Source organism: Methylobacterium brachythecii (genome assembly GCF_014196345.1).
In the GTDB taxonomy this organism is placed as follows: Bacteria; Pseudomonadota; Alphaproteobacteria; order Rhizobiales; family Beijerinckiaceae; genus Methylobacterium; species Methylobacterium brachythecii.
This window is the reverse complement of the sequence record NZ_JACIDN010000005.1, coordinates 24,360-49,506: the sequence shown is the minus strand read 5'-3', so window position 1 is coordinate 49,506 and position 25,147 is coordinate 24,360. Positions and strand designations below refer to the sequence as shown.

Sequence of the window (25,147 nt, the reverse complement as noted above, 5' to 3'; positions counted from 1 at the left end):
GTCGGCGATGCAAGACGGTTCTTCGGCGGCACTCGCCGTCCACCCCGACCGTGTCCGTGCGGCGTACGATCCCCGCCTGAGCGACGCCACGGTCTCCCGCCTGCTCTCCTGCCGCCGTTCGCGGGACCGCATCGAGAGTGCCGTGTCCGTCGGAGCGTCGGCGGCCGAGGCGCCGCCGGACGGCTACGCATGGCTTCTCGACGATCCGGCCGGTGCTGCCCGGCGCGCCGGTGCGGGGCTCCACGCTCGAGCCCTGCGCAACGTGCTGTCCGGGCCGCAGGTGGCGGCGCTGATCCAGGCGATCGGGCGCGAGGCGCACGCTTTCGGGCTTCGCCATGCGGCCGAGGCGGCACCGCGAGCGCTCGACGGTGAGCTGGCGGAGGCGATCCTCCGCGACGGGTTCGCCTGCCTGGCGGTTTGGCTGGCCACGCAGCCTGCGGCTCTTCGCGCCGCCGTGCTGCTGCGCCTGCCGCCGGGAACGCCGGCAGAGGCGGAGACCGCGGACGCGGAAATCTCGAGACGGGCCGATGCGCTCATGGCACGGGTGCGAGACACGGCGAGCGCCAACGATGTCTGACGCCGTCTCCGAGACTCCACCGGCCCCCCGCCTCCGCCCGGCCGGGCCGATCGTCGCCGCTGCCGACCTCGCGATTTGGAGCGAGGCGAGCGCTGGGCTCGCCGCCGCCCATCGGCACGCCATCGAAACCCGCGACTGGGCTCAGGCCCATTTCGAGCGGGAGCACGCCCGCGGCTACCAGGAAGGCCGCGCCGAAGGCACCGAGGCCGCCGCACGATGTGTGGCCGAGACCAGCGCGCGCGCGTCCGACCATCTCGCCGCACTGGAGCGCGAGCTGCCGGCGCTCGTCCACGGCATCGTCGCAGACATGCTCGGGCGGCTCGATGCGGACGATCTCGTCGTCAGAAGCGTCCGCCACGCCCTCGACAAGCTCCGCCCCGACGCGGCGGCGACCCTGCGGGTGCCCCCGGATCAGGTCGAGACGATCCGGGCCGCACTCGGCGACCTCGGCGCGCATGCCGAACTCCGGATCGAAGCCGATCCCAGCTTGGCGCCCGGCGAGTGCTGCCTGCGCAGCGCGATCGGCAGCGTCGAACTCGGCATCGAGGCGCAACTGCGAGCTCTCAAGGCCGGCCTGTCAAGCGCAGCGGACGCGCCGCGGTGACCGATCTCATGGACCGTGACACCGATGAGACGACGGACACCCTGGCCGCGGCGCTGCCGCGCCTGCGCGGTGCCGTCAGCGGGATCGACACGCGGCCCGTGCGCGGGCGCGTCACCCGCGCCGTCGGCACGATCATCCACGCCCTGGTCCCCGGTGTCCGCGTCGGCGAGCTGTGCCGGCTGGAGGACGTCCGCGGCGGCTTCGCGCTCGATGCGGAGGTCGTGGGGTTGTCGGAGGACACTGCGCTTCTGACCCCGATCGGCGGCATCGAGAACCTCTCGTCGCGCGTTGAGGTCGTGCCGACGGGGCGGATGGTCGAGGTGCCGGTGGGCGAGACGCTGCTCGGCCGCGTCGTCGACAGCCGCGGCGTCCCGCTTGATGGGAAGGCCGCGCTCGACGATGCGCCGGGGCGGTCCCTGCGCGGGCATGCGCCGAACCCGCTCGAACGCCAGCTCATCGCCCGGCCGATGCCGGTCGGGCTCAGGGCGATCGATTCCCTGCTCACCGTCGGCGAGGGTCAGCGGCTCGGGATCTACGGCGAGCCGGGCGGCGGCAAATCCTCGCTGCTCGCGCAGATCGTGAAGGGCACCCAGGCCGAGATCTGCGTGATCGCGCTGATCGGCGAGCGCGGCCGCGAGGTGCGGGAATTCGTGGAGCATCATCTCGGCGCTGAGGGCATGGCGCGCAGCGTCCTCGTCGTGGCCACCTCCGACCGGTCTGCGATGGAGCGCGTCCAGGCCGCCTATGCAGCGACGGCCATTGCCGAGAGCTTTCGCGATGCCGGCCGGCGGGTCGTGCTGATGATGGATTCGGTCACTCGTTTCGCCCGGGCTCTGCGCGAGATCGGGCTCGCGGCGGGCGAGCCGCCGACGAGGCGCGGGTTCCCGCCCTCGGTCTTCGCCAGCCTGCCGGGGTTGATGGAACGTGCCGGGCCGGGCGTGCGGGGTTCGATCACCGCCTTCTACACGATCCTGGTCGAGGGTGACGGCACCGGCGATCCGATCGCAGAAGAGACGCGCGGCATCCTCGACGGCCACATCGTGCTGTCGCGCGCTCTCGCGGCGTCCGGCCACTACCCGGCCATCGACGTGCTCGCCAGCCGCTCGCGCGTCATGGATGCCGTCGCGGGCGCCGACCACCGCAAATCCGCCGCTCGCTGCCGCGAGCTGCTCGCGCGCTACGCCGAGGCCGAGTTCCTCGTCCAGGTCGGCGAGTACAAGTCCGGCTCGGACCCCCTGACCGATACGGCCATCGCGCGCATCGGCGAACTGCGGGCATTCCTGCGGCAGGGCACGGACGAGCGCACGTCCTTCGAGGAGAGCATCGCATGGATGACGCGGCTGTCCGCGTGAGCCCCGCCGACCTCGCCCGTCTCGCGCGTCTGCGCGAGCGGCGCGAGGAGGCTGCCCGCCGCCGGCTTCGCGCGCTCGCGGTCGCCCGCGAGGTGGCCGAGGCCGAGCGCGCCAGCGCTGCCCGTGCCTTCGCTGCGAGCGAGGCCACGCGGGTCGAGCGTGAGCGGGCGATCTATGACGGACTGAGTGCCGGCGGCCCCGTCGCCCTCGCCACGTTGATGGAAAGCCGTGTCGCGGTCGCCGATCTCGGAACCGCGGTCGAACGGGCGAAGGAGACGGAGGCCGAGCGGGCGGACGAAGCCGAGCAGGCCGGTTCGGCCCACGAGACCGGTCGCCGCGACCATGCGGACCGCTCCAGGGACGTGCGGCGCTGGGATCGTGCCGGAACTCGCATCCTGTCGGCCCGTGCGGCCCGCGGCGACATCGTCGACGAAATCGAGACCGAGGACGAGATCCTGATGCGCATGTCACGCGGGGGTGCCGTTTCGTGAGCGGGTCCGCACTGCAAGCCGACAGCTCGCTCGCGTTGCCGCATCGCCCTCGCTCGAGCATCGGCGCGGGGTCGACCGACCTGATCAATCGCCTCTCGCGTCCGCGCATGCCGTTTGCGACGACGATCGAAGGTCTTTCGCTTCGCCTTGCCTCGACACGGGTCGTCCTCGATCCGCTCGAGCCCATTGCGAGTTCCGCAAGGCTCGCCATCGCCATCGGCGAGGACCAGCGGATCTCGATTGCACTGCCATCGGCGGTCCTCGACCGGCTGGTTCGAGCGGTCCAGCCCGATCTCGAATCACTGCCGCCCGGTCGGGCCGGGTCGCTGCTGCTGGAGCTTGCCCTGGTGAAGCTGCTTGATGCCGCAGAGGGCATCGTCGGGCAGGCGCTGCGGATCGAGGCCGTCGAAACATCGTCGAACGCGACCGGCCTTGCCGTGCTGGTCCTCGACGCTGTGCTCGACGGCGAGAGCTTGGCGATCCAGGTCGATCTCGGCAGCCCCACCGCATTGTCGCTGGAGGACGAGGGCCTCGCGGCGCTTCTGCGCCTGATCGAGTCGGCCGCGCCGAAGCCCGCAGAGATTGCCGCGATTCCCCTGCCGCTCGTTCTCGTCGGGGGCACGACGCGCTTGAGCCTTGCACAGCTGAAGAGCCTGCACGTCGGGGACGCCGTCCTTCCGGATACTTGGCACCCGGACCGGGACGAGGTCATCGCCGTTCTCGGCGAAGGTTTTGTCGCTGCCGCAACGACGGACCGTCACAGAACCCGGCTAAAGGCCGCTTTTCGGCCGATCGCGCGGGAGGGCGCGCCGGCGATCGAGGATGCGGGAATGGTTCAGGACACGGCGCCCGACGGCGCGACCGCCGTCGGCTCGGAGGCCGGAATCGACGCGATCGACGTCACGATGCGGTTCGAGCTCGGCCGGCAATCCGTCGCGATCGGCGAGTTGAAGACGATCGGCGAGGGCCACGTGTTCGATCTCGGGCTCGATCCGGCGGACCCGATCGAGGTGAGCGTGAACGGGGCGGCCATCGGCCGGGGCGAGATCATCACGATCGGAGAACGTCTCGGTGTACGGCTCGTGCGTCTGTACGGCCGGGACTGATCGGGAATGACCGAGGTCCAACCGGGCATCCTCGCCCTCCTCGCCGTCACGCTCGGCCTGGGGCTGATGGCGTTCGTGGTGGTGACCACGACGGCCTTCATGAAGATCTCGATCGTGCTCTTCCTGGTGCGCAACGCTCTCGGCGCGCAGCAGGTGCCGCCGAACATCGTGCTCTACGGCGCGGCCCTGATCCTGACGGTCTACATCTCCTCGCCCGTAGCCGAGCAGGTCTTTCAGCGCGCGGCCGATCCCCAGCTCACCTACCGGACGCTCGACGATTACATGACGGCCGGCAAGAGCATCCAGGAGCCGATCCGCGATCATCTCAGCCGCTTCACCTCGCCCGAGCAGCGCCAGTTCTTCCTCGACGCGACCCAGCGGGTCTGGCCGGAGGGCGCGCGGTCGAGCGCCGGGCCGGACGATCTCCAGATCCTGGTCCCGTCCTTCATGATCTCCGAGTTGAAACGCGCCTTCGAAATTGGATTCCTGCTCTACTTGCCTTTCATCGTGATCGATCTCGTCGTCACGACGATCCTCATGGCGATGGGCATGTCCATGGTCTCGCCGACCGTGATCTCGATCCCGTTCAAGCTGTTCCTGTTCATCGCGATCGACGGCTGGTCGCGGCTCATGCACGGGCTCGTGCTGAGTTATGCGGTGCCGGGCTGAGGAGGGTCGACCCATGGATCAGGCCGATATCCTCCGGCACGTCAGCAACGCGCTCAGCCAGTTCATGACGCTGACGCTGCCGCCTCTCATCGCTGCCCTGGTGGCGGGGCTCGTCGTCGGCATCCTCCAGGCGGCAACGCAGATCCAGGACCAGACCCTGCCGCAGACCGTGAAATTGCTCGTCGTGGTGGCGGTGCTCGCCCTGCTCGTGCCGCTGCTGTCGAGCCCGCTCGTCGAGGGCGCGAAGCAGATCTTCACGGAGTTCCCTGCGCTCACGAGCCGGGGCTGACCGGACGGCCGTGCAGGGCAGCGTCGACCTCGCCGGTGTCGCCGGTCTCCAGGCTCTGGTCACCGAGGCGCTGAGCTGGGTGACGGCGACGTCGCTCGGCATGGCGCGACCGGTCGGCATCCTGTTGATCCTGCCGGTCTTCACGCGGGCCGAGATGGGCATGGTGATCCGCCTCGGGCTCGCCTTCGCGCTCGCCGTTCCGATCCTCGGGTACGGCCGCGAGACGCTGACGCCGGTCGGCGCCGATATCCAGGTGATCCGGCTGACGCTGATGGCGTTGAAGGAGCTGTTCCTCGGCGTCCTGATCGGGTTCCTCCTCGGCATCCCGTTCTGGGGCATCCAGGCGGTGGGCGAGCTGATCGACACGCAGCGCGGCATCAACAACGAGGTTGCCCCGGTCGATCCGGCGACGCGTTCGCAGGCCTCTGCGCTCGGCCTTTTCCTCGGCATCCTCGGCATCACGGTTTTCGTCGCCGCGGATGGTCTGAACACCGTCGTGGACACGCTCTATCGCAGCTACGCGCTCTGGCCGATCCGCGATCCCCTCCCCCGCGTCGACCTCGACGCGATGATGGCGCTGGCGCGCCTGCTGGATCGCGTGCTGCGCACGGCGATGCTGGTCGGTGGTCCGGTGATCGTGCTGATGCTGCTCCTCGATATCTGCGTGATGCTGATCGGGCGCTTTGCGCCGCAACTCAACGCCAACGACCTCGCGCCGACGGTGAAGAACGTCGCCGTCGTGCTCTTTCTCGCCGCCTATGCGAGCTATCTGTTCGACTATGTCGGGGCCGAGATCGGGACGACGCGCGGCGTGGCAGGCAGCCTCGGGCTGTTTCTGAAATGAGTGGGGATTCGAGCGAGGAAAAAACCCTCCCGCCGAGCCAGAAGAAGCTGCGGGACGGCCGCAAGAAGGGTCAGATCGCCAAGAGCCGCGACCTCGTCAGCGCATTGGGACTCGTCACCGCCATCGCCTTCCTGTGGACGCGGTGGGACATGCTGAACAACGAGTTACGCGAGGTGCTGCTCAACGCCGACCGGCTGCAGAACGAGCCCTTCGTCACCGCAGCGCCCCAGGTCGGCGCAGGCCTCGTCGATTTTGCCGGCCGCACGGTCCTGCCTCTGCTCGCCGTCGTCGCGTCGACCGGCTTGCTGGCGAGCGTGCTGGTCAACAAGGGCTTCGTCTTCTCGCTCGAGCCGATCAAGCCCAAGCTCGAGAACCTTAACCCGGTCTCCGGGCTGAAGCGAATGTTCGGCATCAAGGCCCTGGTCGAGCTCGGCAAGACGCTGGTGAAGGCGCTACTGCTCGGGGGTACGTTGCTGGTCGTCTTCCTCGGGACTTGGAACACCCTGGTTCTGATACCGACCTGCGGCGTCGGCTGCCTCGGCTTCGTGGCGGGGACGCAGACGAAGCTGCTGCTCTCGATCGCGGTGGCAGCCTTCCTGATTGCTGGGCTGATCGACGTGCTGATCCAGCGCTGGCTGTTCCTGCGCGACATGAAGATGAGCGCCAGCGAGCTGAAGCGCGAATACAAGGAGCAGGAGGGCGACCCCCATGTGCGCGGGGCCCATCGCCGCCACCGCCAGGAAAGCGCGGGACTTCCGCCGCTCGGTCTCAAGCGCGCCACCTTGCTCATCCGGGGCCGCGGCTACGCCGTTGGACTACGCTACGTGGCCTCGGAGGGCGGGGCGCCGCTCATCGTCTGCTGCGCCCGGGGCGAGCAGGCCGACGTGATGACTGCCGCTGCCGCCGAGCTGGGCATTGCCCGCATCCAGGATCACGGGCTCGCCTCTGCGCTGGCGAGGAAGGTGGCGCCTGGGAGCGCGTTGCCGAACCGCTTCTTCGATCGCGCTGCCCGAGCGATGCACAATGCCGGGCTGGCCTGATCGGCGTGGTGAATCTGTCACGTAGGCTTGCCGCCTTCGATGGGAGGCTGGCTCTGTAATCCCGGTGTCACACTCGCTCGACAGGACTGTCCTCCGAGCAAGGCAAAACGCCGCGAGGGGGTAGGATATGCGACCGGTGGACGTTCCGGCGGCAACGGCCGATTTGCCACGTCCTCGCTGCGTCGCGATCTAGGTCTCGGCGATGATCCCGCGAGCCTTCGCGTTCGGCCATGGCCGGCGCTGGGAGATCGTCCTGCGGCTGCGGTTCGTCATCGGCCTCGCCGCGAGCTTGGTCGCGGCTGCTGCTCAGGCTGGCCCCGAACCGATCCGCGACGCTGGTCTCGTCCCCGCATGGCCCGACAACGCGCGGGCGCTGGAGGCGACGTCGCAGTTCAAGCCGAGGGCGACCTGGACGGCGGGCGCAGCCACCGCGCAGCGCTTCTATCCGAACGCGCCTGAGGCGGGGAAAGTCTCGCCCTCACGCGGGCAGATCTCGCTGAACGTATCGCGCGGCCAGACCCTGCGCCTGGCGCGACCGGCAGCCTCCATCTTCGTCGCCGACCCGTCCATCGCCGACATCCAGACCCCCTCGAACCAGGTGGTGTTCGTCTTCGGCAAGAAGCCCGGACGCACGAGCCTGTTCGCCCTCGACGAAGCCGGCGAACCCGTCGCTGAGTACGGGCTTTCCGTGACCCAGCCGATCCAGGACCTGCGCGACCTCCTGAGAAGCGAGGTCGGCGACTACAAGATCGGCGTGACCTACACGCCCAACGGCGCCGTGCTGAGCGGCTCGTTGCCGAATGCTGGCCTCGTCGAGAGCGCAAAGGCGGTGACGGCGCAGTTCCTCGGACAGGGCGCGACGGTCACCAACCGCATCCGAATCTCCGGCGCGCTCCAGGTCAACCTGCAGGTGCGCGTCGCCGAGGTGGACCGCAGCGTGCTCAAGCAGTTCGGGATCAACATCAACGCCAATGCGCGAGCCGGCGCCGTCGGCTTCGGCGTGGTCTCGGGCGGTTCGGCCGGCGGGAGCACCGTGCCGCAGACCGGGAGCTTCGCCGGCCGCATCGGCGTGAGCTACAACGACGGCATCAACAGCATCACGGCGACCCTCGACGCGCTGGCGCAGGACGGTCTCGTCTCGATCCTGGCGGAGCCGAACCTCACCGCGATCTCCGGCGAAAAGGCGAGCTTCCTCGCCGGCGGCGAGATCCCGATCCCGGTCACCCAGGCGCTCGGCCAGACTTCGGTGCAGTTCCGGCGCTTCGGTGCGAGCCTGGAGTTCCAGCCCACCGTCCTGTCGAACAAACTCATCAACATCCGGGTGCGGCCGGAAGTCAGCGAGCTGACGCCTGCCAACGGCGTGACCATCAACGGCACCACCATCCCAGGGCTCAGCACCCGCTCGGCCGACACGGTCGTCGAACTCGCGAGCGGCCAGAGCTTCGCCATCGGCGGACTGATCCGGAAGAATTTCTCGACCAATATCGGAGAGCTTCCCGGCCTCGGCGACCTGCCGGTCCTCGGAGCCCTGTTCCGGTCAAGTGCCTTCCAGAAGAATGAGACCGAGCTCGTCATCATCGTCACCCCCTACATCGTCAGGGCCGCCACCTCGGCGCAGGCGATCCAGGCGCCGACCGATCGGACCGCGCCGCCGACCGATGCCGGCCGCATCCTCCTCAACACGGTGTCGAAGGCGCCCTCGAACCGCCTCGCGCCGCGCAAGGGCTCCGTCGGCCTCACGGGTGATGCGGGGCTCGGCGTCGAATGACCGACCGGATGAACACCATGCCGCCCAAGGCCTCCGGATGCCTGGCCGTGTTCAGGAATACGGCCGCCGCTGCCTCGCTGACCGGGTTGTTGTCTGCCTGTACGGGCGCGTCCGCGCCGGTTCCGGTCGCTGCGCCGCCTTCCGCGCCGGCGCCCCTCACCATCGTCGACCCCCCGGTCGAGCCGGGCCGCGCCGTCGTCATCCAGCGGGGTGGACCGCCCCGCCCGGTCGTCTACGTCCAGCAGCCTGACCGCGTCTCACCGCCCGGCACGCCGCTGGTGTTACCTCCGCCGATCCCGCGCGAGGAGCGCGAGGAGACCCTGGTGGAAGCGGTTCCGAGCAGCCTCGTCGTCGGAGCGGGCGGCGGCGACCAGCGCCGTCTGGTCGGGTTCCTGACCCAAGCGGGCCGAGGCCGCTTCGACGCGCTTCACCTCGAACTCAGGGGTGGCAGCCGTGGTGCCGTGAGCGCGGCGATGCGGACGGCCCGGCGAGTCGGGGTCGACCCTCTCAAGATCCATGTCGCCGGGGGAGGAGGTCGAGGGGCCGTGGAGGTGGTTGCGACGCGATACGCGGGGACCGCGCCCGTATGCCCGTCGCTGGCAATCGTCGGCCCCTCCGTGAACGACAACGACTTCGAGACGACGCTCGGCTGCTCCAACCGCGCCAACCTCGCGGCCATGGTCAATGACCCCGCCGACCTCGTCGCCAACGACGCCGTCGTGCCGTCCGATGGAGCGCGGGCCGCCGCGGGAATCGAGCGCTATCGATCGGCCGGCGGCGACGGCGCGGGCCGCGGCCGTCAGGATGGGTCCGGCCGCGAGACACCGAATGATGCCGGGACCGGTTCCGGCTACGGACCGCCCGGCGGAGCGAGTTTGGGAGCCGGCGGCCCGATCGGTCGGTGACCGTGTCGACCTGACGCGGAGCGAGCCAGTGCCGCGCTTATGCTTGGTTGAAGGGTAGGACTTCGAGAATCCGTTCGATCTTCAAACCGCTGGAGCCGAGCGCAACTTCGCGCCGCGATAGGCGTCCGGAACCGAGAGCGCCCATACGAAGAGTCCCGCGGCATGCCGCCCGATCATGCTGGCATCCGGCGCGGCGAAATGGGTGGTCAGCCAGGCGCCGACGACCGTGAACAGGGCGAAGCCCAGTCCTCGATTGGCCCGTCCGGTCAGGACATGTCCCATGCCGGGCAAGACGATTGCCGTGGCGAGAACGAGGAGCGGATCAGGGTTCGGCCGAAAGACGCGCATCGCATGATTCCTGGTGCTGGAGAGCGGCCGACAAGTCGACGGCGGCATCGAGCGTTTCGAGGAGGTTCCGAGGAGCGATCTGCTCGTAGGCGAAGCGGTTTCCCCGCATGAGCAGGTAGGCGCCGCGTTCGCCCTCACAGGCCTGGATCGAGACCCGCAAGCCCCGTGGCGTGACGAGGATCTCCTTGAGCCGAGGATCGGCGAGAAGCGTGCCGGCCGGCATGGCCAGCCGGTCCAACAGAGGCCACGACGTCTCGCTGCCGCGGATCAGCGTGTCTTGCGGCCATGCCGCCGGCACGTCGTGGTGGATGGGCATGTCCGAAGCTGGGGAGTAAAACTCCACGTTCGTCGACCGGCGCAGGATGCTGAGGGTCTGCGTCCCTCCGATGCGCACCCTGACCTCGATCCGGCACCAGAGCTGCGGCAGCCGGCGAAAGGCCAGCGAGTCGGCAACCAGCGACAGGTGGATCGGGCGGCCTCGATAGCGTCCCGTCAGAGTGGCGAAACCCGCCCGATCGACACCACGATCGGCGGGCTCGTCGAAGAGCGTGGCGAGCGGTTCGAGCAGGCTGCTGCGTTCGCTCGCGACGCGCGCGCAATGGCGACGGCAGAGCCAGGCTGCCGCCGCCAGAACCGCGCATGCTGCGAGGGTGAACACGTTGGCTCTAATACCCCTGAGGCTTCGGCCAGGGCATCGTGAACTGATCGCCGCGCCGGACATACTTGTAGCGGTGCAGCACGAACCAGACCGAGGCGAAGATGTAGAAGGCCATCATCGCCATGAGCTGTGTCCCATAGCCGAGGAACACCGCGACGTAGGTCGTCGTGCACAGCGTCAGCAGGATCAGCGCCGGCAGCGGATGCAGTGGGTGGACGTAGCCCCGCGGGATCGTTCCGAGCGGCCATTTGCGGCGGAACAAGATGATCGACAGCGCCATCAGCGTGTAGCCGAGCAGACCCGACAGGATCGACAGGGTGATGGTCTGGTCCAGCGGCGTGGAGATCGCGAAGACGATCGCGATCGGAGCGAAGAACACGATCGCCCGGTAAGGCGTCCGATAGGTCGGATGCACCGCGCCGAACCAGACCGGCATGTAGCGGTCGCGGCCCATTGCGAACCAGGCGCGGGATGCGTCGTTGATGCAGCCATTGGCCGAGGCGATGGTCGCGAAGAGCGTTCCGAGGAACAGAGCGGTTTCGAGCCAACGGTTTCCGGTCAGACGGGCCGCATCGTAGAGCGGCGTGACGGCCTGGCCGAGATACTCCCAGGGCATCAGGCCGGTGCAGACGTACCAGGTGATGGTCGCCGCGATGAGCAGCGTCATCATGCCGGCCATAGTGCCGAGCGGCAGGGCACGGGCCGGCGAGCGGACTTCTTCCGCCGCCTGGGTCGTGCCCTCGATGCCGAGATAGAACCAGAGGCCGAAATGCATGGCCGCCAGGATGCCGAGCGAGCCGTAGGGCAACGTACCGAGCAGGTCGCCGTGCTTCAGGACCACTCCGGGCGCCCAAGGCTGCGCGGCGACGAACAGCACCACGATGGTCGCGAAGGCCGCGGCGGTGATGACGAGGTTCAGCGTCAGGGTCGCGAGCACGCCGCGATAGTTCAGGAAAGCCAGCGCCACCACGGTGAGCACCATGAAGGCGCGCTTGTCGACCGCGCCCTCCAGGCCGGCATTCGTCGCGAAAGCCTCGATCAGATCGCCGGTGACAATGGCATTCGAGACCTCGAGCATCGTGTAGGCCATCACGAGGTAGAGGCCGACATTGAAGGCCGCGAGCGGCCCGATGATGTGCTTGGCCTGCGCGTATTGTCCGCCCGCGGCGGCGACCGTCGAGGTGATCTCGGAATCGATCATCGCGACGCAGGTATAGAGGATGCCGGCGAGCCAGCATGCGGTGAGGGCAGCGACCGGGCCGCCCTTCCCCACCGCGAAGTTCCACCCCATGAACTCGCCGACGAGGACGATGCCGACCCCGAGCGCCCAGACATGGCCTGGGCCGAGCACGCGCAGGAGCGCGATCTTCTTCGAGCCCGCGGTATCGCGAACGGAGGGGTGAAGGGTCGTCGGCTCGGACAATTCGACGATCGGAGCTTTCATCTCGTTCATTCCGCCCTCGCAGCCGATTCGCCAACTTCGCTGTCGACGATCTCGCCCTCGGCGGATGACAGCAGGTAGTCTTCGTCGAAGCTTCGATCCGTCTTCACCAGATCGAACAACATCCAGAAAGCGAGAGCACAGGCGATCGCCCAGGCCCCCCAATTCATGAATAGGACCACGTTGGAACTCCTCGTATGGAGCTGAGGAACATGCTTCCCGGTCAGGCGGGCCGCAGTGGCGTTATCGGGTCGAATCCGACCGAGAAAACTTCTCGGCAATGACCTCTTTGTATTCCTTGTTCGAATAGACGAACATGAACACGAAATATCCGACGATGATCGCGAAGGTTATGATTAGGGCCGGTACGTTGAGGTCGTAGTCGAATCGGGTGCCGATGATTGGTGCGGCCTTCTCGGGCGTGAATCCAAGCTTCGTCCACTGTTCGACCATCGTGGCGTTCTGGCCAAGATCTTGCCAGGTCGGGTTCGTGTAGTCCTTCGTCGAGGTACCGCTGCCGGCCAGCTTCAACCAGAGCGGCAGGTAGAGCGTGATGAAGACCAGAACCAACATCAGGATGGCATCGAAGATCTGGCCGCCGATGGGTTGCTTGGGAGGCTCGTATGGCTTCTTCATCAGGCAGCTCCCTTGGCGCGCCGTGCTTCCCGTGCACGATCGAGGTAGTAGATGTCGGTGCCGTAGATCGAATCCCGATCCTCGCCGTAGTGTTTGATCATGGCGATGACGGCAGCTGAGTTCAGGAACACGACGACGAGGCCGAGACCGGCCATGACCGGCAGGATGTGGCTTTCGGCGAAAGCGCCGCGCATCATCCAGAAAGTAAAACCGTAGACGAGCCAGACGACGAAGACCGCGAGACTGGCGGCTGTTCGATCGCGATTGAACATCGCGTCGATGCGGGAATCCCGATGCATGACGGCGTGCTTCCTTCCCTGGCGACTATTCCTTGAAGGAATGTCGTATTCTTTGGAAGAAATATTCTGCCTTCGGAGAGGGCGTGTCAACACGCAAATGACGATGCAGCGCGGCACCGTGCAGAATTTTGCAATGAGAGCGTAGGCCGCTGAAAATGCTGGCGGAACGCCGTTCGGCAAATACTCAGCCGAGCCGTATCTTGCGGGACTTCGACAGCGGCGAGCCGGATATCCATCACGGCAATGCGCCTATCGGATCCGAATTCGCGGTACGTCCCGAAAAAGGACCGACCGGCACCTGAACCGGGCCCCGTCGATTCGGCAGACCAATCCTCATCCGCTCTCGAACGATAATAATCCCCCACGGTGAGCCATGGGGGTTGGGTCGTGCCTTCGATGCTCGAAAAAGTCACGGCCCCGGATCGCCCCGGGGCCGCAATTACTTCGACGAGTCGTATTCGGTTCAGAAAGTGAAGCCGGTCTCGATCATGAAGCGGTCCTGGCTCCTCACGTTGCCGGTGCGGCCGAAGCCGGTGCCGAGCGTCCCGGCGGCCAGATTACCGATCTGGATGCCTTGGAGGTCGACGTGTGAGTACTCGCCGCGGACGAAGAAGCGGTCGAGGTTGAAGGTCGGGGTGATCGTATAGGAGACAGCCGAACTGCCTGCTCCGTAGAGCAGGTTGTTGACGCCGAGCGGGCTGAACCGGCTACCATTCTGGGCAATATACTCGACGCGGCCGGCGAGCGAGAACGTGTCCGTGAAGCTATAGGCCGCGAGAAGCGCGCCGCCATAGGTTTCGGCACCAGGGTTGCCGATGCTCAGGTCGCGCTCGACGCTGGTGTACTGGGCATAGGGCGTGATCGTCAAAGGACCATTCGCGTAGGTATAGTTCACGCTGACGATGCTGCTGTTCTGTAGCGTGTTCGGCGTCGCAAACTGAAACTTCGAGCCGCGTTCGAGGCTGTTGAACTTGCTGAAGTGGGTGCCGCCGTTGATGCCGATCGTGTTGTTGTCGTCGAGCTTGTAGGTCACGAGACCCGTGACCCAGTTTAGCTCACCAGAGAAGAAGCCATCGGTCACCGCGACCGAGGCGTTCCACGGGCCGCTCGAATAGTTGACCTGCACACCCTGGTTCAGGAAGATTTCCTGGTTGAACAGCAGGCCGCCGGTGATGTTCATGCGCTGATACGTAAACAGTCCCTCTGAGCCGATGTTGCCGAACATCCGGCCGCCCTGGACCGACCATTCGTCGTTGATCTGGTACTTGCCGTAGGCGATCGGCACCGGCCCGAAGAACAGCGAATTCTGATCGAACGACGAGTAGAGCGGGAAGCCGAGCAACGGGAACGAATACAGACCGGCCTGGACGTAGAACTGGAATGGACCATCGGCCTTCTGGATGGTGGCCATCAGGTTGGTGAAATCGACCCGATTCTGCTCGTCGCGGCCCGTATTGAAGGGCAGCGGGAAGGTCGCCGAATTCGGGCTGAAGGGCGGCGAGAAATTATAGGCCACGCCGGACACGGCGCCGCCGATATAGAGGTCGCCGATCGGCGACACGATGCAGGCCGGGGTTGGGTTTGCCTTGATGGTCGGACCATAGGCGGGAGTCGAGATCGTCGCCTTGCAGTGCTCCGGAGCGGCCGGAACTGGAGCCGGTGCGGCCGAGGGCACGTCGGCTGCGTAAGCAGATCCCGCGGCCAAAAGGGCGAGCACGGCCGTCGTTGCGCGCATCGTCGTCTTGTAAGCCATGTCGAACCGAGCCCCCTGGTCTATTCTTATGGCCGCTCGGCGCGGCCAGTCACTACATCATCTCGCGGCCGGATCGATGCGAACCGCCGCAAACTCAGCAATATCCTAGCGAGAAACATTCGAGCTCAAACAGAAAAACTTCTCAAGCGCGGGCTCAATCGGAATTTCCGGTAACGATGTATCAATCGTGCAACGATCGCATTTGCTTGCGACAAGTCAGCTTTAACGAAAACTTAAGACAGCAAATGGAAGCGCCGCAGCAAGAGCTTTGCTGCGGTGCCTCTCATCAAGGGGTGATGATTTGGGCGCTGCCTCTTGGCGGCTTGTTCAAAGCGTGAACAACGCGTTCGCCGCCAGCAGCACCACCGCACCCGCGACGAGCACTACGTAGGGCCACATGCCGGCCTTGCGCTGGGTCATCGCGCTCTCCGTTCCGACATGCAGATCCTCGAACATGTGGGCCGGGAACTTGCCGCCGTCCTGGATGTAGTGGCGGAAGCAGAAGACCGGGATGATCATTGCGGCCGTGATCAATCCTGCCCAGAGGGCAACCGGATTCCAGATCTTCGCGCCCGCTCCCATGAAGATCACGTTGATAAAGGAGAACACCACGCCGAGGGCGAGAAGGATGGTCGGCGCCCGGTAGGGGCGTTCGACCTTGGCCGAGTCGATCCGGTGGATCCAGGCCGAGTTGAGATTCAGGAAGTTGAAGATGATGTAGCCGCAATTCGATACGGCGAGGATGAAGAAGAAGCCTGTCGCATCGGCGCAGGCGATGGCCAGGATCACCAGGTTGAAGCCGAGATCGGTCCACATGGCGCGGGTCGGTGCGCCGTGCTCGTTGACGTGGCGCAAGTAGCGCGGAAGCCAGCCATCGACAGAGCCTTGGTAAAGCGTGCGCGACGAGCCGGCCATGGCAGTCATGATCGAGAGGATCAGGGCCAGGATCATCAGCATCACGAGGGCGCTTTCGACGATCTGGCCGCCGCCGACCATATGGGCGAGCGCAGCGGCGACGCCGGAGCCGTCACCGATGGCTGGATCGAGCATCCCCTCGACGCCGAGCATGCTCTGGAAAGTAAAGGGCACCAGCGTGAACAGCACGAGGCAGAGTAGGCCGGAATAGAAGATCGCCTTGAAGGTGTCCTTGGCCGGATCCCGGAACTCGCTAGTGTAGCAGATCGCGGTCTCGAAGGCGTAGGTCGACCAGGCAGCGATGAACATGCCGCCGAGCGCGAGTGTCCAGCCCGCGGTGTTCCACGCGCCGGGCGCCGGGGTATTCGGAGCGGCGGGTGGGACCAGCGGCGAAAAATTCGCCCAGTTCACGCCGTTCGTCAGCAGCGGCACCACGCCGACGATGAACATCGGGATGATCACCAGCAGGGCGATGTACTTCTGCACGTTCGCGGTGCCGAGAATGCCGCGATGCTGGATCGCGAACACCACGAGCATCAGCGCGGCGCCGATGAAAAAGGCGGCGTTGAGCGAGAGCGAGACGGGCCCCAGCGTCGTCGAGAACAAGGTCCAGGTGCGGATGCTCGGCGACAGCGCGGCGATCGCCGCCGCGGTCTTGTCGGCGTTCGACATCTGCAGGCTGGCGCCGTGCGTGGCGAGCCAGTCCACCACGGCTGCCGAGCCGGCCGCCGGCTGAGGCGCGAAGGCGTTCAGAATGTAGGCCGCGGCGATGGAGCAGCCCAACGACAGCACCGGCGTCCAGGCAATCCAGTTACACCAGACGGAGAGTGGCGCGATCAGCTTCGAATACCGGACCCAGGCAGCCGCGCCGTAGACCGAAGCGCCGCCCGACTTGTTCGGGAAGAGGCCTGCGATCTCGGCGTAGGTGAAGGATTGCAGGAAGCCCATGACCATGGAGATGATCCAGATCAGGAAGGCCAGCCTGCCTGTATTTCCGGCGATGCCGCCGACGGAGAACAGCACCAGAGCCGGGACGCCACTGGCGCACCAGAAGGCGCCGGTCCAGTTGATCGAGCGATGAAGCTTGCTGTCGCCCGCGGGAGCACCGCCCGCGTCGACGGCGCTCGGCAGCCCCTGACTGCTCGTCGATGTCATCCCTGAACTCATTGCCTTCATTCTCCCATTGGCCCGGCAAACATGGGTTGGCCTTGGGTGCCAAAAGATGATCTGGGAACAGGCAAAGCAGATCCGATCACGGGGGCGTGATACCGCGAATTCGACATGCTCTATGCTTGGCCTTTTATCTTGACCCGCCGGGCATTGGCTCGACAGATCAAGGCGAAAGCTTTTGCTTCAGGGGGGCGGACCGCATTTCGGCAGCCGCGAGATCCCTTGTTTTGACCGCCCTGCGGTCACCGCTCTGCCCGGTCGCAGCGCCTGATTGCTCGCTGCATGCGTTCCTGATGGGAATAATCATTTCTCTATGAGCTTGGGCGTGTCAAGCAAGATCCTTCTCATGCAGTGAGAATCGCTGACACTCAGCCTGAAAATCCGCAGAAAACTGCAGATTTGGGCAATCTGCTCAATCCTTGATCATCAGGGCCCGACGGACTTCAAGGCCGTCTAACCAAATGAGACCGACACCCCGATTCCGTGAGCCGCGATCTTCTGATGACAAGATACCCGCCGAAAATTCGGGCCCGTCATTCTTGCCGGGACTTTCGGCACCCAGTTATTGAAGTACTGAATACATTATAAGCGTGGACGGACCTCAAGCGCGTTTCGAATGCGCGGGACGGCCACAAGGTTTACCCGCCCCTCGCGGAGCGGGCTCTCATCCTAATGGATCATGACGCCCGCTCGTCGATCGGATGCGTTCGCAGCCTCATCGGATCGTAGAAGGGCGTGCGTACGACGTTGGCGATGAGGTCGTCGTTGTCGGTTTTGATCTGGACCTCGGTTCCGAGCGCGCTGAGCTCCGGCGGCAGGTGCGCGAGGCCGAGGGACTTCATCAGGTGCCAGCTGTAGGTCGTGCTGTTGACTGTGCCGACCTCGCGGCCGTCCTTGAAGAGCTTCGCCCCCGGCGTGACGGCATCGTCGTGCAGGATCTCGAGGCCGACCTGTTTGAACCGCTCCTTGCCCTTCCTCTCCTGCAAAGCGGCCTTGCCGCGGAAATCGGGCTTGTCGAGATCGACCGTCCAATCGACGCCGACCTCCCAGGGGGTCGTGTCTGATTTCGGCATGTCGAAGGGGAAGAACAGCAACGCGCCCTCCACCCGGACGATGTCGAGGCAGTCCCACGAGGCCGCGACGATGCCGGAGGGCTTGCCGGCCTCCATGATCGCATCCCAGATCGCCACCGCGTCCTTGGCCGCACAGAACACCTCGTAGCCGCGCTCCGCGGAGTAGCCGCCGCGCGCGAGAGAGACGTCCTTGCCGAACAGCGTCGAGCGGGCGTGCTCGAAATACTTGAGCTTGGACAGATCGAGCGGCGTGTGCGGCTTCAGGATGTCCAGCGCCAGCGGACCCTGCAGCGACAGGATGTGGATGTCGTCGTCCCGCGCCGCCTGCACGTTGCGGCCTTCGGTGAATTCGGGAAGCGCGTCCTCCAGAGCGCCGCCGCCATGGGAGATCCGGAAGTCCTGGGGTCCGTCGCGGTAGACGAGCACGTCGTCGATCAGCGAGCCGTTGGCATCGACGATGTTGCTGATCGCCGACTTGCCGGGCGCGATCTTGCCGACGTCGCTGGTGAGCATCGCGTTCAGCATGGCTTCGGCATCGGGGCCGGTGACGTTGACGATGCGCAGGCCCGTCACGTCGAAGAGGCCTGCGCGAGACCGGACGATGGTGGTCTCATCGTAGCGGTCGGTGGCGTATTGCTGCGGAATGGGCATGCCGTTCCACTCGGCGTCGAGCCGCGAGCCGAGGGCGATGTGCCGCTCGTTCAGCGCCGACTGCCGCGGGAGATCCTTGTAGCTCACGTCATCTCTCCATTGTGGGCTTCACGAGGTTTCAGCCGCTCCGGTCGAGCGCCTGGTCTTCGTCGTCCGGGAATGCCTGAACAGGGATCAGGGACATCGACCAATCGACGCCTTGCCCGATGGTCGCGACCGCTTTCGTCCGATGCTGTATGAGCTTGTTGGCCGTCTTGAATGGTGATGCTCGATATGCGGCTTTCGTCTCGATGATGTCGTAGGACGTCGTCAGTAGCTCGCTGAGCTTGTGCTCTCCGATCTGATCGTAGAGACTCGGCTCCTGATCTCGTATTATCTGTCAGGCAAACGCTCAGATCTTACCGTCGAGGCCCATCTGGTAGTATTTGTGGATGATCTTGTCCTGGTTCTCGAGGAGCCAGTCGATCGATGGCTCGTTGGTCATGGCCTTGCGGATCGCCTCGGTCATGCCCTTGCGCTGGATCTCGAACAGGGCCCTGTGGTCGACCGTCTCGGCCTCGATCACGCCGGGGCTGAGCCAGACCGAGCAGATGATGCCGAGATCGTTGGCCTTCTCCTTGGGGATGTAGCCGGCGCGGACCGCGTCGAGCACGCCGTTGGCGATGGCGAATTGCACCGTGCCCATCAGGATCGAGGTGTACTTGCTCTCGGTGACGCTGACCTTGGAGACGCAGAGCGTCACCGGGCGGACCATGATGTCGGTGTTCAGGAGCGCGAAGACGCGGCTATGGCCGACGACCTGATCGCCGGTGAGCGTGGCCAGCGCGGTGCCGACCGGCCCGTCGAGTTCGCCGATGATCACCTCGGGCTCGGCAGCGGTGTTCGGCGGCCCGCCCGCGACGAGGGCTTCGCCAGCGCGCAGGACGATGCGGTTGCTCATGTCGATCCTCTCGTTGCTCCGTCGCGCCACCGGGCGGCGACGCCGCCCGGTGAGGATGGCTGCCTCAGCAATCGAGGGTGTTGTCGCGTTCCCACTGGGTGAGATGGCCGCAGTAGCCGTTCCACTCGTCCTGCTTGAGCTTCAGGTAGCTCGGCACGAAAGAGCCGAAGGCCTCGTTGAGAACGCTGCTGTTCTCCAGGGCGCGCATGGCGTCGAGCATGTTCAGCGGCAGTCGCTTCACGCCCTCGAGACCGTGGCCGTCGGTGTACATGTTGATGTCCAGGCGCTTGCCCGGATCTCGCTCCTGCCGCATGCCGTCGAGACCTGCCGCCAGAATGCCTGCCTGTAGGAGGTAGGGGTTCACCGCGCCGTCCGGGAGCCGGAACTCGAAACGGCCGCCGCCCGGCACGCGGACCATGTGCGTGCGGTTGTTGCCCGTATAGGTCACCGTATTCGGTGCCCAGGTCGCGCCCGAGGTCGTGCGCGGCGCGTTGATGCGCTTGTAGGAGTTCACCGTCGGGTTGGTGATCGCTGCGAGCGCGTCGGCCGAATGGATCAGGCCGCCGATGAAGTGATAGCCGATCCGCGACAGGCCGATCTCGTCGGACGAATCCTTGAAGACGTTGGTGCCGTCGCGCCAGAGCGAGACGTGGGCGTGGCAGCCCGAGCCGGTTAGATCCAGGAACGGCTTCGGCATGAAAGTCGCGCGGAAGCCGTGCTTCTCGGCGATGGAGCGAGTCATGTACTTGAAGAACGCATGCCGGTCGGCGGTCACCAGCGCATCGTCGTAGTCCCAGTTCATCTCGAACTGGCCGTTCGCGTCCTCATGGTCGTTCTGGTACGGGTTCCAGCCGAGCGCGAGCATGGCGTCGCAGATCTCGGCGATCACGTCGTAGCGGCGCATCAGGGCGGACTGGTCGTAGCAGGGCTTCATCTGCTTGTCGGCGATGTCGGCCGGCTCAGAGCCGCAGGGCGTGATCAGGAAGAATTCCGGCTCGACGCCGGTCTTCATCTGGAGGCCGTCCTGAGCGGCTTGCTTCATCAGGCGCTTCAGGATGTTGCGCGGACCCTGATCGACCGGCTTGCCGTCCATGTAGAGGTCGGCGGGCAGCCAGCCCACCTCTGGCTTCCAGGGCAGCTGGATCAGGCCATCGGGGTCGGGCACCGCGAGCAGGTCGGAATCCGCAGGGCTCATATCGAGCCAGGTGGCGAAGCCGGCAAAGCCCGCTCCATCCTCGCAACAGGTCTTGATTTTGGAAGCCGGCACGAGCTTGGCGCGCTGCGTGCCGAACAGATCGGTATAAGAGACGAGGAAGTATTTGATCCCACGCTCTTTGGCGATGCTTTCGAGATCGATTTCCATTGCTAAACCCTCCCAAGGGCGGCTGAATATTCGAGGTCTGCCAACAAAAAGGGGTCGCCCTCGGCAGGGCGACCCTCGATGTGTCTAGAGACCGGTCTTCCCCGGAACCCAGTTGGTGCCGGCCAGCGGAACCTGGGCCATCGCCGCGGCTTCGATCGTCAGGGCCACCAGATCCTCTGGCTCGAGGTTGTGCAGGTGGCTCTTTCCGGCGGCGCGGGCGATGGTCTGGGCTTCCAGCGTCATCACCGCGAGGAAGTTGGCCAGACGCCGCCCGGCGAGCTCCGGATCGAGGCGCTTCGACAGCTCCGGATCCTGGGTGGTGATGCCGGCCGGATCCTTGCCCTCGTGCCAGTCGTCATAGGCACCGGCCGTGGTACCGAGAGCCTGGTACTCGGCCTCCCAGCGGGGGTCGTTGTCGCCCAGGGCGATCAGGGCGGCCGTCCCGATCGCTACGGCATCGGCGCCGAGCGCCAGAGCCTTGGCAACGTCCGCACCTGAGCGGATGCCGCCCGAGACGATCAGCTGTACCTTGCGGTGCATGCCGAGATCCTGCAGCGCCTGAACGGCCGGGCGGATTGCGGCGAGCGTCGGGATGCCGACATGCTCGATGAATACGTCCTGGGTGGCGGCGGTACCGCCCTGCATGCCGTCGAGAACCACGACGTCCGCCCCGGACTTCACGGCGAGCGCCGTGTCGTAATAGGGGCGTGAGGCACCGACCTTCACGTAGATCGGCTTCTCCCAATCCGTGACCTCACGCAGCTCGCCGATCTTGATCTCGAGATCGTCGGGGCCGGTCCAGTCGGGGTGACGACAGGCCGAACGCTGGTCGACGCCCGGGGGCAGGCAGCGCATGCCGGCGACACGCTCGGTGATCTTCTGGCCGAGCAGCATGCCGCCGCCGCCGGGCTTGGCGCCCTGGCCGATTACCACCTCGATCGCATCGGCCTTGCGCAGGTCGTCCGGGTTCATGCCGTAGCGTGACGGCAGGTATTGATAGACCAGCGTCTTCGAATGGCCGCGCTCCTCCGGCGTCATGCCGCCGTCGCCCGTGGTGGTCGAGGTGCCGGCGATGGTCGCGCCGCGGCCGAGGGCCTCCTTGGCGTTGGCCGAGAGCGAGCCGAAGCTCATGCCCGCGATCGTCACGGGGGTCTTCAGCTTGATCGGCTTCTTGGCGAAGCGCGAGCCGAGGATCACCTCGGTGCCGCACTTCTCGCGGTAGCCTTCGAGCGGGTAACGGCTGATCGAGGCGCCGAGGAAGAGCAGGTCGTCGAAATGCGGCAGGGCACGCTTCGCTCCGGCGCCGCGGATGTCGTAGATGCCCGTCGCCGCTGCGCGGCGGATCTCGGACATCACGTCGGGCGTGTAGGTCGCGGAGAAGCGGGGCTTGGTGCGCGGAGTGCCGCGCGGATCCTTTTGATCGGCCATCAGTAGGCTCCGGCGTTGTCGACGTTGAAGTGGTAGAGGGTGCGGGCCGAGCCGTAGCGCTTGAAGTCCGAGGGATCGACTTCACCGGCGAGGCCGGCATTCTTCAGCTTGGCGTAGAGCAGCTCGCGGTGCTCGTCCTTCATCGGCTTCTCGACGCAATCGGCACCGAGGCTGGCCACCGATCCGCGCACGAACAGCTTGGCCTCGTAGAGGGAGTCGCCCAGTGCCTCGCCGGCATCGCCGAGGACCACGAGCGAGCCCGCCTGCGCCATGAAGGCCGACATATGGCCGATCGACTTCTTCACGACGATATCGATGCCCTTCATCGAGATGCCGCAACGGGCGCCGGCATTGCCGTCGATGAGGAGAAGGCCGCCATGAGCGGTGGCGCCGGCCGACTGGCTGGCATCGCCGCGGACATGCACGAAGCCGGAGATCATGTTCTCGGCGACGCCGACGCCGGCATTCCCGTTCACGAGAACGCTGGCCTGCTTGTTCATGCCGGCGCAGTAGTAGCCGACGATCCCTTCGATCTCGACGGTGATCGGCGCATCGAGGCCGGCCGCGATGGCGTGACGGCCCTCGGGGTGATTGACCGTCCAGTGGGTCTCGTTGGTGTCGGACCGCAGCGCGTGCAGGGCCTGGTTCAGTTCACGCAGGGGGCTGCTGTTAAGGTCGAAAGTCGGCATCAGTGGCGCTCCCACGCATAGACCTTGGCAGGCTCTGGCTCGAAGACGCGCGCGTTCTCGATGCCGGGAAGACCGACGAGGGCGCGGTACTCGGAGCCGAAGGCGACGTAGTCGTCCGTCTCGGCCATGACGGCCGGCTTGCAGGCGATCGGGTCGCGCACCACGGCAAAGCCGTTCTCGGTGCCGACGACGAAGGTGAAGAAGCCGTCGAGATCCGTGAGGCTCGACTCGAGCGCTTCCTTCAGCGAGGCGCCCTCGCGCATACGCCAGGACAGGTAGCCGGCGGCGACCTCGGTGTCGTTCTGCGTCTTGAAGGTCAGACCCTCGCGCTGCAGCTTCCGGCGCATGCCGTTGTGGTTCGATAGCGAGCCGTTATGGACGAGGCACTCGTCGAGGCCGGTCGAGAACGGGTGCGCGCCGTTGGTGACGACGGCACTCTCGGTGGCCATGCGGGTATGGCCGATGCCGTGGCTGCCGGACATGCCGGCAACATCGAAGCGCTCGGCGACGGATGCCGGCAAGCCGACCTCTTTGTAGATCTCCATGCGCTTGCCGGCGCTGACGACGTCGATGCCGGGGGCGTTCTCCTTGAGCCAGGCGCGGATCTTCGCCTCGCGCTCGGCCGGCACGGAGAGCACGGTGTGCGTGTCGCGTGCGGTCTTGGCGAAGGAGCGGTCGAACACCGCTTCGAGCTGCGAGATGGTCTCAACTAGGGCTGCCTGATCCGGCCCGCGCAGCGTGAGCTTCACGCCCTCGGCGTTCGAGCCATAGACCGCGATACCCGCGCTGTCGGGGCCACGATCGGTCATCGTCTCGAGCATGTCCGACAAAAGCTTGCCGAGCTGCGGCTCAAGCTTTGGATTCTTTAGAAACAACCCGACAATACCGCACATCGCAAGTTCCTTATAAATCGGGAGCGCCGGATATTGCTCGCACACCCCGCGTAGCTCGTCAACTGAGGATCAATAAAATTTCCTGATACGAAATTCGATCTCAACGGGGATCGGAAGTCCGCGTGGGTCGTGGCCATTGCGACGTGCCCTGCGCGGGCGAAGCCGATCCTGTTCTCAGCGCCGGGGCGGCAGCGAGGTCTGATCGGGCTGGATGCCAAGGGACAGAGGCGCGCCGTCATCCACCGCGGCGAGGCGCGAGACGACCATGTCCCGGTAGCGGGCGATGCCCTTGTACTCGACCAGCTCCGGGGGAAGCGTCGCCAGGACTCTGCCGAGGCGCTTGCTCCACTTCGTGACCCGCTCCAGATCCTGCAGGCTGATCAGGTAGCAGCGGATCCCGAAGAGGATCCCGTTGGAGCGAGGCAGGCGAAACAGGGTCTGCAACTCGACGCGCAGGTGAACCTTGCGGTCCACGTTCTCCGGGGTGACCGTGAGCTTGTCCGGTCCCCAATCCGGATAGTTTTCCGGCGAGGTGTCCATTCGCGGGTTCACCGTCATCGTCCAGTTGAGACGGCGGACCGGCTGACCGTATTGGAGTCGCAGCAGATACTGCAGAGCGCGGTCGAACACGCCGATATCGTGGGCCAGCGGCACCGGCCCATGCCACTCATGGAACGACATGCCGATGTCGAATTCGAGCGACCAGTCGGCCTGGCAGGTGACCATGCCGCCGTCGACGTAGAGATTGTGGTCGCGCTGGTCCTGGATGGTGAAGTCACCTTGCGCCTGCCGGGTGATGTACTCGAAGGGCTCGCGCGGAAGCGTGCTCGGATCGCCGAAGACGAATCTCTGGTCGGTGTTCAGCGGGCGATTGATCCAGTGCCAGTTGTCGCCGTCGCGGGTTAGGGAGAAGTGCTCTGGATAATCCGTCGCGAGGCTCTCCATGATGAGTTCGAGCGTGTCCCACTGGGCCGCCATCATGTGCGGTAGGACCTGGCAGCGCTTGGGGTCGGATTCCAGCACCAGGGCCCGCTCGTGGCATTCGGCGATGTAATGCTCGTCGACGTCGAAGGCGTGCTCGAAGACCGGGCACGGACCTTTCCTGACATGCGGCTCCATGTTCACGGAGTACATGTACTTGTCTTCGGCGAAGGGGAACGGAAACCGAAGGACGGCCTCGTCGCTGTTCGAATAGGAGAAGTCGCCGCGGAAGGTTTCGGTCGGCTTGAATTGGATACCCATTAC

Annotated in this window: 26 protein-coding genes; 11 read left to right on the top strand and 15 right to left on the bottom strand. The window is 65.8% G+C overall.

All coding sequences use genetic code 11. The features are described 5' to 3' along the window. Positions 1–7: 7 nt before the first annotated feature. The 11 genes from GGR33_RS13825 (at position 8) to GGR33_RS13775 (ending at position 9,645) form a co-directional block, all read left to right on the top strand. Positions 8–577 (top strand): nodulation protein NolU, encoded by a 570-nt coding sequence (locus tag GGR33_RS13825; RefSeq protein WP_183506171.1) that lies wholly within the window; start codon positions 8–10, stop codon positions 575–577. Then, complete coding sequence (gene sctL, locus GGR33_RS13820) at positions 570–1,181, top strand: type III secretion system stator protein SctL (protein WP_183506169.1); 612 nt, start codon at positions 570–572, stop codon at positions 1,179–1,181. The genes GGR33_RS13825 and sctL overlap by 8 nt, the downstream gene beginning before the upstream one ends. Positions 1,182–1,189: 8 nt before the next feature. Beyond that, positions 1,190–2,533, top strand: coding sequence for a type III secretion system ATPase SctN (gene sctN / locus GGR33_RS13815; RefSeq protein ID WP_183506900.1), 1,344 nt, complete (start codon positions 1,190–1,192; stop codon positions 2,531–2,533). Beyond that, on the top strand, positions 2,509–3,024 hold the full coding sequence (locus GGR33_RS13810; RefSeq protein ID WP_183506167.1) for a hypothetical protein: 516 nt from the start codon (positions 2,509–2,511) through the stop codon (positions 3,022–3,024). Before sctN ends, GGR33_RS13810 begins: the two co-directional genes overlap by 25 nt. Then, positions 3,021–4,130: a type III secretion system cytoplasmic ring protein SctQ gene (gene sctQ / locus GGR33_RS13805; RefSeq protein WP_183506165.1), complete on the top strand. Its 1,110-nt coding sequence runs from the start codon at positions 3,021–3,023 to the stop codon at positions 4,128–4,130. Before GGR33_RS13810 ends, sctQ begins: the two co-directional genes overlap by 4 nt. Positions 4,131–4,136: 6 nt before the next feature. After that, entirely contained in the window at positions 4,137–4,799 is a 663-nt protein-coding gene (sctR, locus tag GGR33_RS13800; protein ID WP_183506163.1) for a type III secretion system export apparatus subunit SctR, read from the top strand. Positions 4,800–4,812: 13 nt separating this feature from the next. Further along, positions 4,813–5,088 carry an EscS/YscS/HrcS family type III secretion system export apparatus protein gene (locus GGR33_RS13795; RefSeq protein ID WP_183506161.1) on the top strand — a complete coding sequence of 92 codons (276 nt, stop codon included), beginning with the start codon at positions 4,813–4,815 and terminating at the stop codon, positions 5,086–5,088. A gap of 10 nt (positions 5,089–5,098) precedes the next feature. Beyond that, a complete protein-coding gene (gene sctT, locus GGR33_RS13790; RefSeq protein WP_183506159.1) occupies positions 5,099–5,932 on the top strand; it encodes a type III secretion system export apparatus subunit SctT in 834 nt (277 codons plus the stop codon). Beyond that, the gene (locus GGR33_RS13785; protein WP_183506157.1) at positions 5,929–6,972 is read left to right on the top strand and encodes an EscU/YscU/HrcU family type III secretion system export apparatus switch protein; all 1,044 of its coding nucleotides are present in this window, start codon (positions 5,929–5,931) and stop codon (positions 6,970–6,972) included. The genes sctT and GGR33_RS13785 overlap by 4 nt, the downstream gene beginning before the upstream one ends. Before the next feature lie 202 nt (positions 6,973–7,174). Then, entirely contained in the window at positions 7,175–8,740 is a 1,566-nt protein-coding gene (locus GGR33_RS13780) for a type II and III secretion system protein family protein (protein WP_183506155.1), read from the top strand. After that, a complete protein-coding gene (locus GGR33_RS13775) occupies positions 8,737–9,645 on the top strand; it encodes a CpaD family pilus assembly lipoprotein (protein ID WP_183506153.1) in 909 nt (302 codons plus the stop codon). Before GGR33_RS13780 ends, GGR33_RS13775 begins: the two co-directional genes overlap by 4 nt. 81 nt (positions 9,646–9,726) lie before the next feature. Here the strand turns inward: GGR33_RS13775 and GGR33_RS13770 are convergent, their stop codons facing one another. The 15 genes from GGR33_RS13770 to GGR33_RS13700 all read right to left on the bottom strand — a co-directional run bounded on the left by GGR33_RS13770 (position 9,727) and on the right by GGR33_RS13700 (position 25,144). Continuing rightward, entirely contained in the window at positions 9,727–9,993 is a 267-nt protein-coding gene (locus tag GGR33_RS13770; protein WP_183506151.1) for a hypothetical protein, read from the bottom strand. Continuing rightward, positions 9,968–10,651: a hypothetical protein gene (locus GGR33_RS13765; protein ID WP_183506149.1), complete on the bottom strand. Its 684-nt coding sequence runs from the start codon at positions 10,649–10,651 to the stop codon at positions 9,968–9,970. Before GGR33_RS13765 ends, GGR33_RS13770 begins: the two co-directional genes overlap by 26 nt. A 7-nt stretch (positions 10,652–10,658) precedes the next feature. Then, the gene (locus GGR33_RS13760) at positions 10,659–12,095 is read right to left on the bottom strand and encodes an APC family permease (RefSeq protein ID WP_425488788.1); all 1,437 of its coding nucleotides are present in this window, start codon (positions 12,093–12,095) and stop codon (positions 10,659–10,661) included. A 5-nt stretch (positions 12,096–12,100) separates the two neighbouring features. Then, positions 12,101–12,274 (bottom strand): hypothetical protein, encoded by a 174-nt coding sequence (locus GGR33_RS13755; protein WP_183506147.1) that lies wholly within the window; start codon positions 12,272–12,274, stop codon positions 12,101–12,103. A gap of 61 nt (positions 12,275–12,335) precedes the next feature. Further along, a complete protein-coding gene (locus GGR33_RS13750; RefSeq protein WP_183506146.1) occupies positions 12,336–12,728 on the bottom strand; it encodes a hypothetical protein in 393 nt (130 codons plus the stop codon). Next, positions 12,728–13,027, bottom strand: coding sequence for a hypothetical protein (locus tag GGR33_RS13745; RefSeq protein WP_183506144.1), 300 nt, complete (start codon positions 13,025–13,027; stop codon positions 12,728–12,730). Before GGR33_RS13745 ends, GGR33_RS13750 begins: the two co-directional genes overlap by 1 nt. Before the next feature lie 463 nt (positions 13,028–13,490). Beyond that, positions 13,491–14,780, bottom strand: coding sequence for an outer membrane beta-barrel protein (locus GGR33_RS13740; protein ID WP_183506142.1), 1,290 nt, complete (start codon positions 14,778–14,780; stop codon positions 13,491–13,493). Between the two features lie 327 nt (positions 14,781–15,107). Then, a complete protein-coding gene (locus GGR33_RS13735; RefSeq protein WP_246413136.1) occupies positions 15,108–16,850 on the bottom strand; it encodes a trimethylamine N-oxide permease in 1,743 nt (580 codons plus the stop codon). Between the two features lie 692 nt (positions 16,851–17,542). Continuing rightward, the gene (locus GGR33_RS13730; RefSeq protein WP_183506138.1) at positions 17,543–18,676 is read right to left on the bottom strand and encodes an aminomethyl transferase family protein; all 1,134 of its coding nucleotides are present in this window, start codon (positions 18,674–18,676) and stop codon (positions 17,543–17,545) included. Positions 18,677–18,980: 304 nt separating this feature from the next. Next, a complete protein-coding gene (locus GGR33_RS13725; RefSeq protein ID WP_183506136.1) occupies positions 18,981–19,529 on the bottom strand; it encodes a formaldehyde-activating enzyme in 549 nt (182 codons plus the stop codon). 64 nt (positions 19,530–19,593) lie between these two features. After that, positions 19,594–20,892: a type III glutamate--ammonia ligase gene (gene glnT, locus GGR33_RS13720; protein WP_183506134.1), complete on the bottom strand. Its 1,299-nt coding sequence runs from the start codon at positions 20,890–20,892 to the stop codon at positions 19,594–19,596. 84 nt (positions 20,893–20,976) lie between these two features. Next, the gene (locus tag GGR33_RS13715) at positions 20,977–22,320 is read right to left on the bottom strand and encodes an FMN-binding glutamate synthase family protein (protein WP_183506132.1); all 1,344 of its coding nucleotides are present in this window, start codon (positions 22,318–22,320) and stop codon (positions 20,977–20,979) included. Then, positions 22,320–23,009 (bottom strand): GltB/FmdC/FwdC-like GXGXG domain-containing protein, encoded by a 690-nt coding sequence (locus GGR33_RS13710; RefSeq protein WP_183506130.1) that lies wholly within the window; start codon positions 23,007–23,009, stop codon positions 22,320–22,322. Before GGR33_RS13710 ends, GGR33_RS13715 begins: the two co-directional genes overlap by 1 nt. Continuing rightward, positions 23,009–23,902 (bottom strand): class II glutamine amidotransferase, encoded by an 894-nt coding sequence (locus tag GGR33_RS13705; protein WP_183506128.1) that lies wholly within the window; start codon positions 23,900–23,902, stop codon positions 23,009–23,011. Before GGR33_RS13705 ends, GGR33_RS13710 begins: the two co-directional genes overlap by 1 nt. Positions 23,903–24,076: 174 nt before the next feature. Beyond that, a complete protein-coding gene (locus GGR33_RS13700; RefSeq protein WP_183506125.1) occupies positions 24,077–25,144 on the bottom strand; it encodes a heme-dependent oxidative N-demethylase family protein in 1,068 nt (355 codons plus the stop codon). Between the last annotated feature and the right edge of the window lie 3 nt (positions 25,145–25,147).

Bases quoted from the DNA above. Each gene is read 5' to 3' on its own strand.
- sctL (WP_183506169.1), top strand. From the start codon at position 570: ATGTCTGACGCCGTCTCCGAGACTCCACCGGCCCCCCGCCTCCGCCCG.
- glnT (WP_183506134.1), bottom strand. From the start codon at position 20,892: ATGGAAATCGATCTCGAAAGCATCGCCAAAGAGCGTGGGATCAAATAC.
- GGR33_RS13810 (WP_183506167.1), top strand. From the start codon at position 2,509: ATGGATGACGCGGCTGTCCGCGTGAGCCCCGCCGACCTCGCCCGTCTC.
- GGR33_RS13760 (WP_425488788.1), bottom strand. From the start codon at position 12,095: ATGAAAGCTCCGATCGTCGAATTGTCCGAGCCGACGACCCTTCACCCC.
- GGR33_RS13735 (WP_246413136.1), bottom strand. From the start codon at position 16,850: ATGACATCGACGAGCAGTCAGGGGCTGCCGAGCGCCGTCGACGCGGGC.
- GGR33_RS13770 (WP_183506151.1), bottom strand. From the start codon at position 9,993: ATGCGCGTCTTTCGGCCGAACCCTGATCCGCTCCTCGTTCTCGCCACG.
- GGR33_RS13775 (WP_183506153.1), top strand. From the start codon at position 8,737: ATGACCGACCGGATGAACACCATGCCGCCCAAGGCCTCCGGATGCCTG.
- GGR33_RS13785 (WP_183506157.1), top strand. From the start codon at position 5,929: ATGAGTGGGGATTCGAGCGAGGAAAAAACCCTCCCGCCGAGCCAGAAG.
- GGR33_RS13725 (WP_183506136.1), bottom strand. From the start codon at position 19,529: ATGAGCAACCGCATCGTCCTGCGCGCTGGCGAAGCCCTCGTCGCGGGC.
- GGR33_RS13745 (WP_183506144.1), bottom strand. From the start codon at position 13,027: ATGCATCGGGATTCCCGCATCGACGCGATGTTCAATCGCGATCGAACA.
- sctN (WP_183506900.1), top strand. From the start codon at position 1,190: ATGGACCGTGACACCGATGAGACGACGGACACCCTGGCCGCGGCGCTG.
- GGR33_RS13705 (WP_183506128.1), bottom strand. From the start codon at position 23,902: ATGTGCGGTATTGTCGGGTTGTTTCTAAAGAATCCAAAGCTTGAGCCG.
- GGR33_RS13710 (WP_183506130.1), bottom strand. From the start codon at position 23,009: ATGCCGACTTTCGACCTTAACAGCAGCCCCCTGCGTGAACTGAACCAG.
- GGR33_RS13715 (WP_183506132.1), bottom strand. From the start codon at position 22,320: ATGGCCGATCAAAAGGATCCGCGCGGCACTCCGCGCACCAAGCCCCGC.
- sctR (WP_183506163.1), top strand. From the start codon at position 4,137: ATGACCGAGGTCCAACCGGGCATCCTCGCCCTCCTCGCCGTCACGCTC.
- GGR33_RS13740 (WP_183506142.1), bottom strand. From the start codon at position 14,780: ATGGCTTACAAGACGACGATGCGCGCAACGACGGCCGTGCTCGCCCTT.
- GGR33_RS13780 (WP_183506155.1), top strand. From the start codon at position 7,175: ATGATCCCGCGAGCCTTCGCGTTCGGCCATGGCCGGCGCTGGGAGATC.
- GGR33_RS13825 (WP_183506171.1), top strand. From the start codon at position 8: ATGCAAGACGGTTCTTCGGCGGCACTCGCCGTCCACCCCGACCGTGTC.
- GGR33_RS13795 (WP_183506161.1), top strand. From the start codon at position 4,813: ATGGATCAGGCCGATATCCTCCGGCACGTCAGCAACGCGCTCAGCCAG.
- GGR33_RS13750 (WP_183506146.1), bottom strand. From the start codon at position 12,728: ATGAAGAAGCCATACGAGCCTCCCAAGCAACCCATCGGCGGCCAGATC.
- GGR33_RS13700 (WP_183506125.1), bottom strand. From the start codon at position 25,144: ATGGGTATCCAATTCAAGCCGACCGAAACCTTCCGCGGCGACTTCTCC.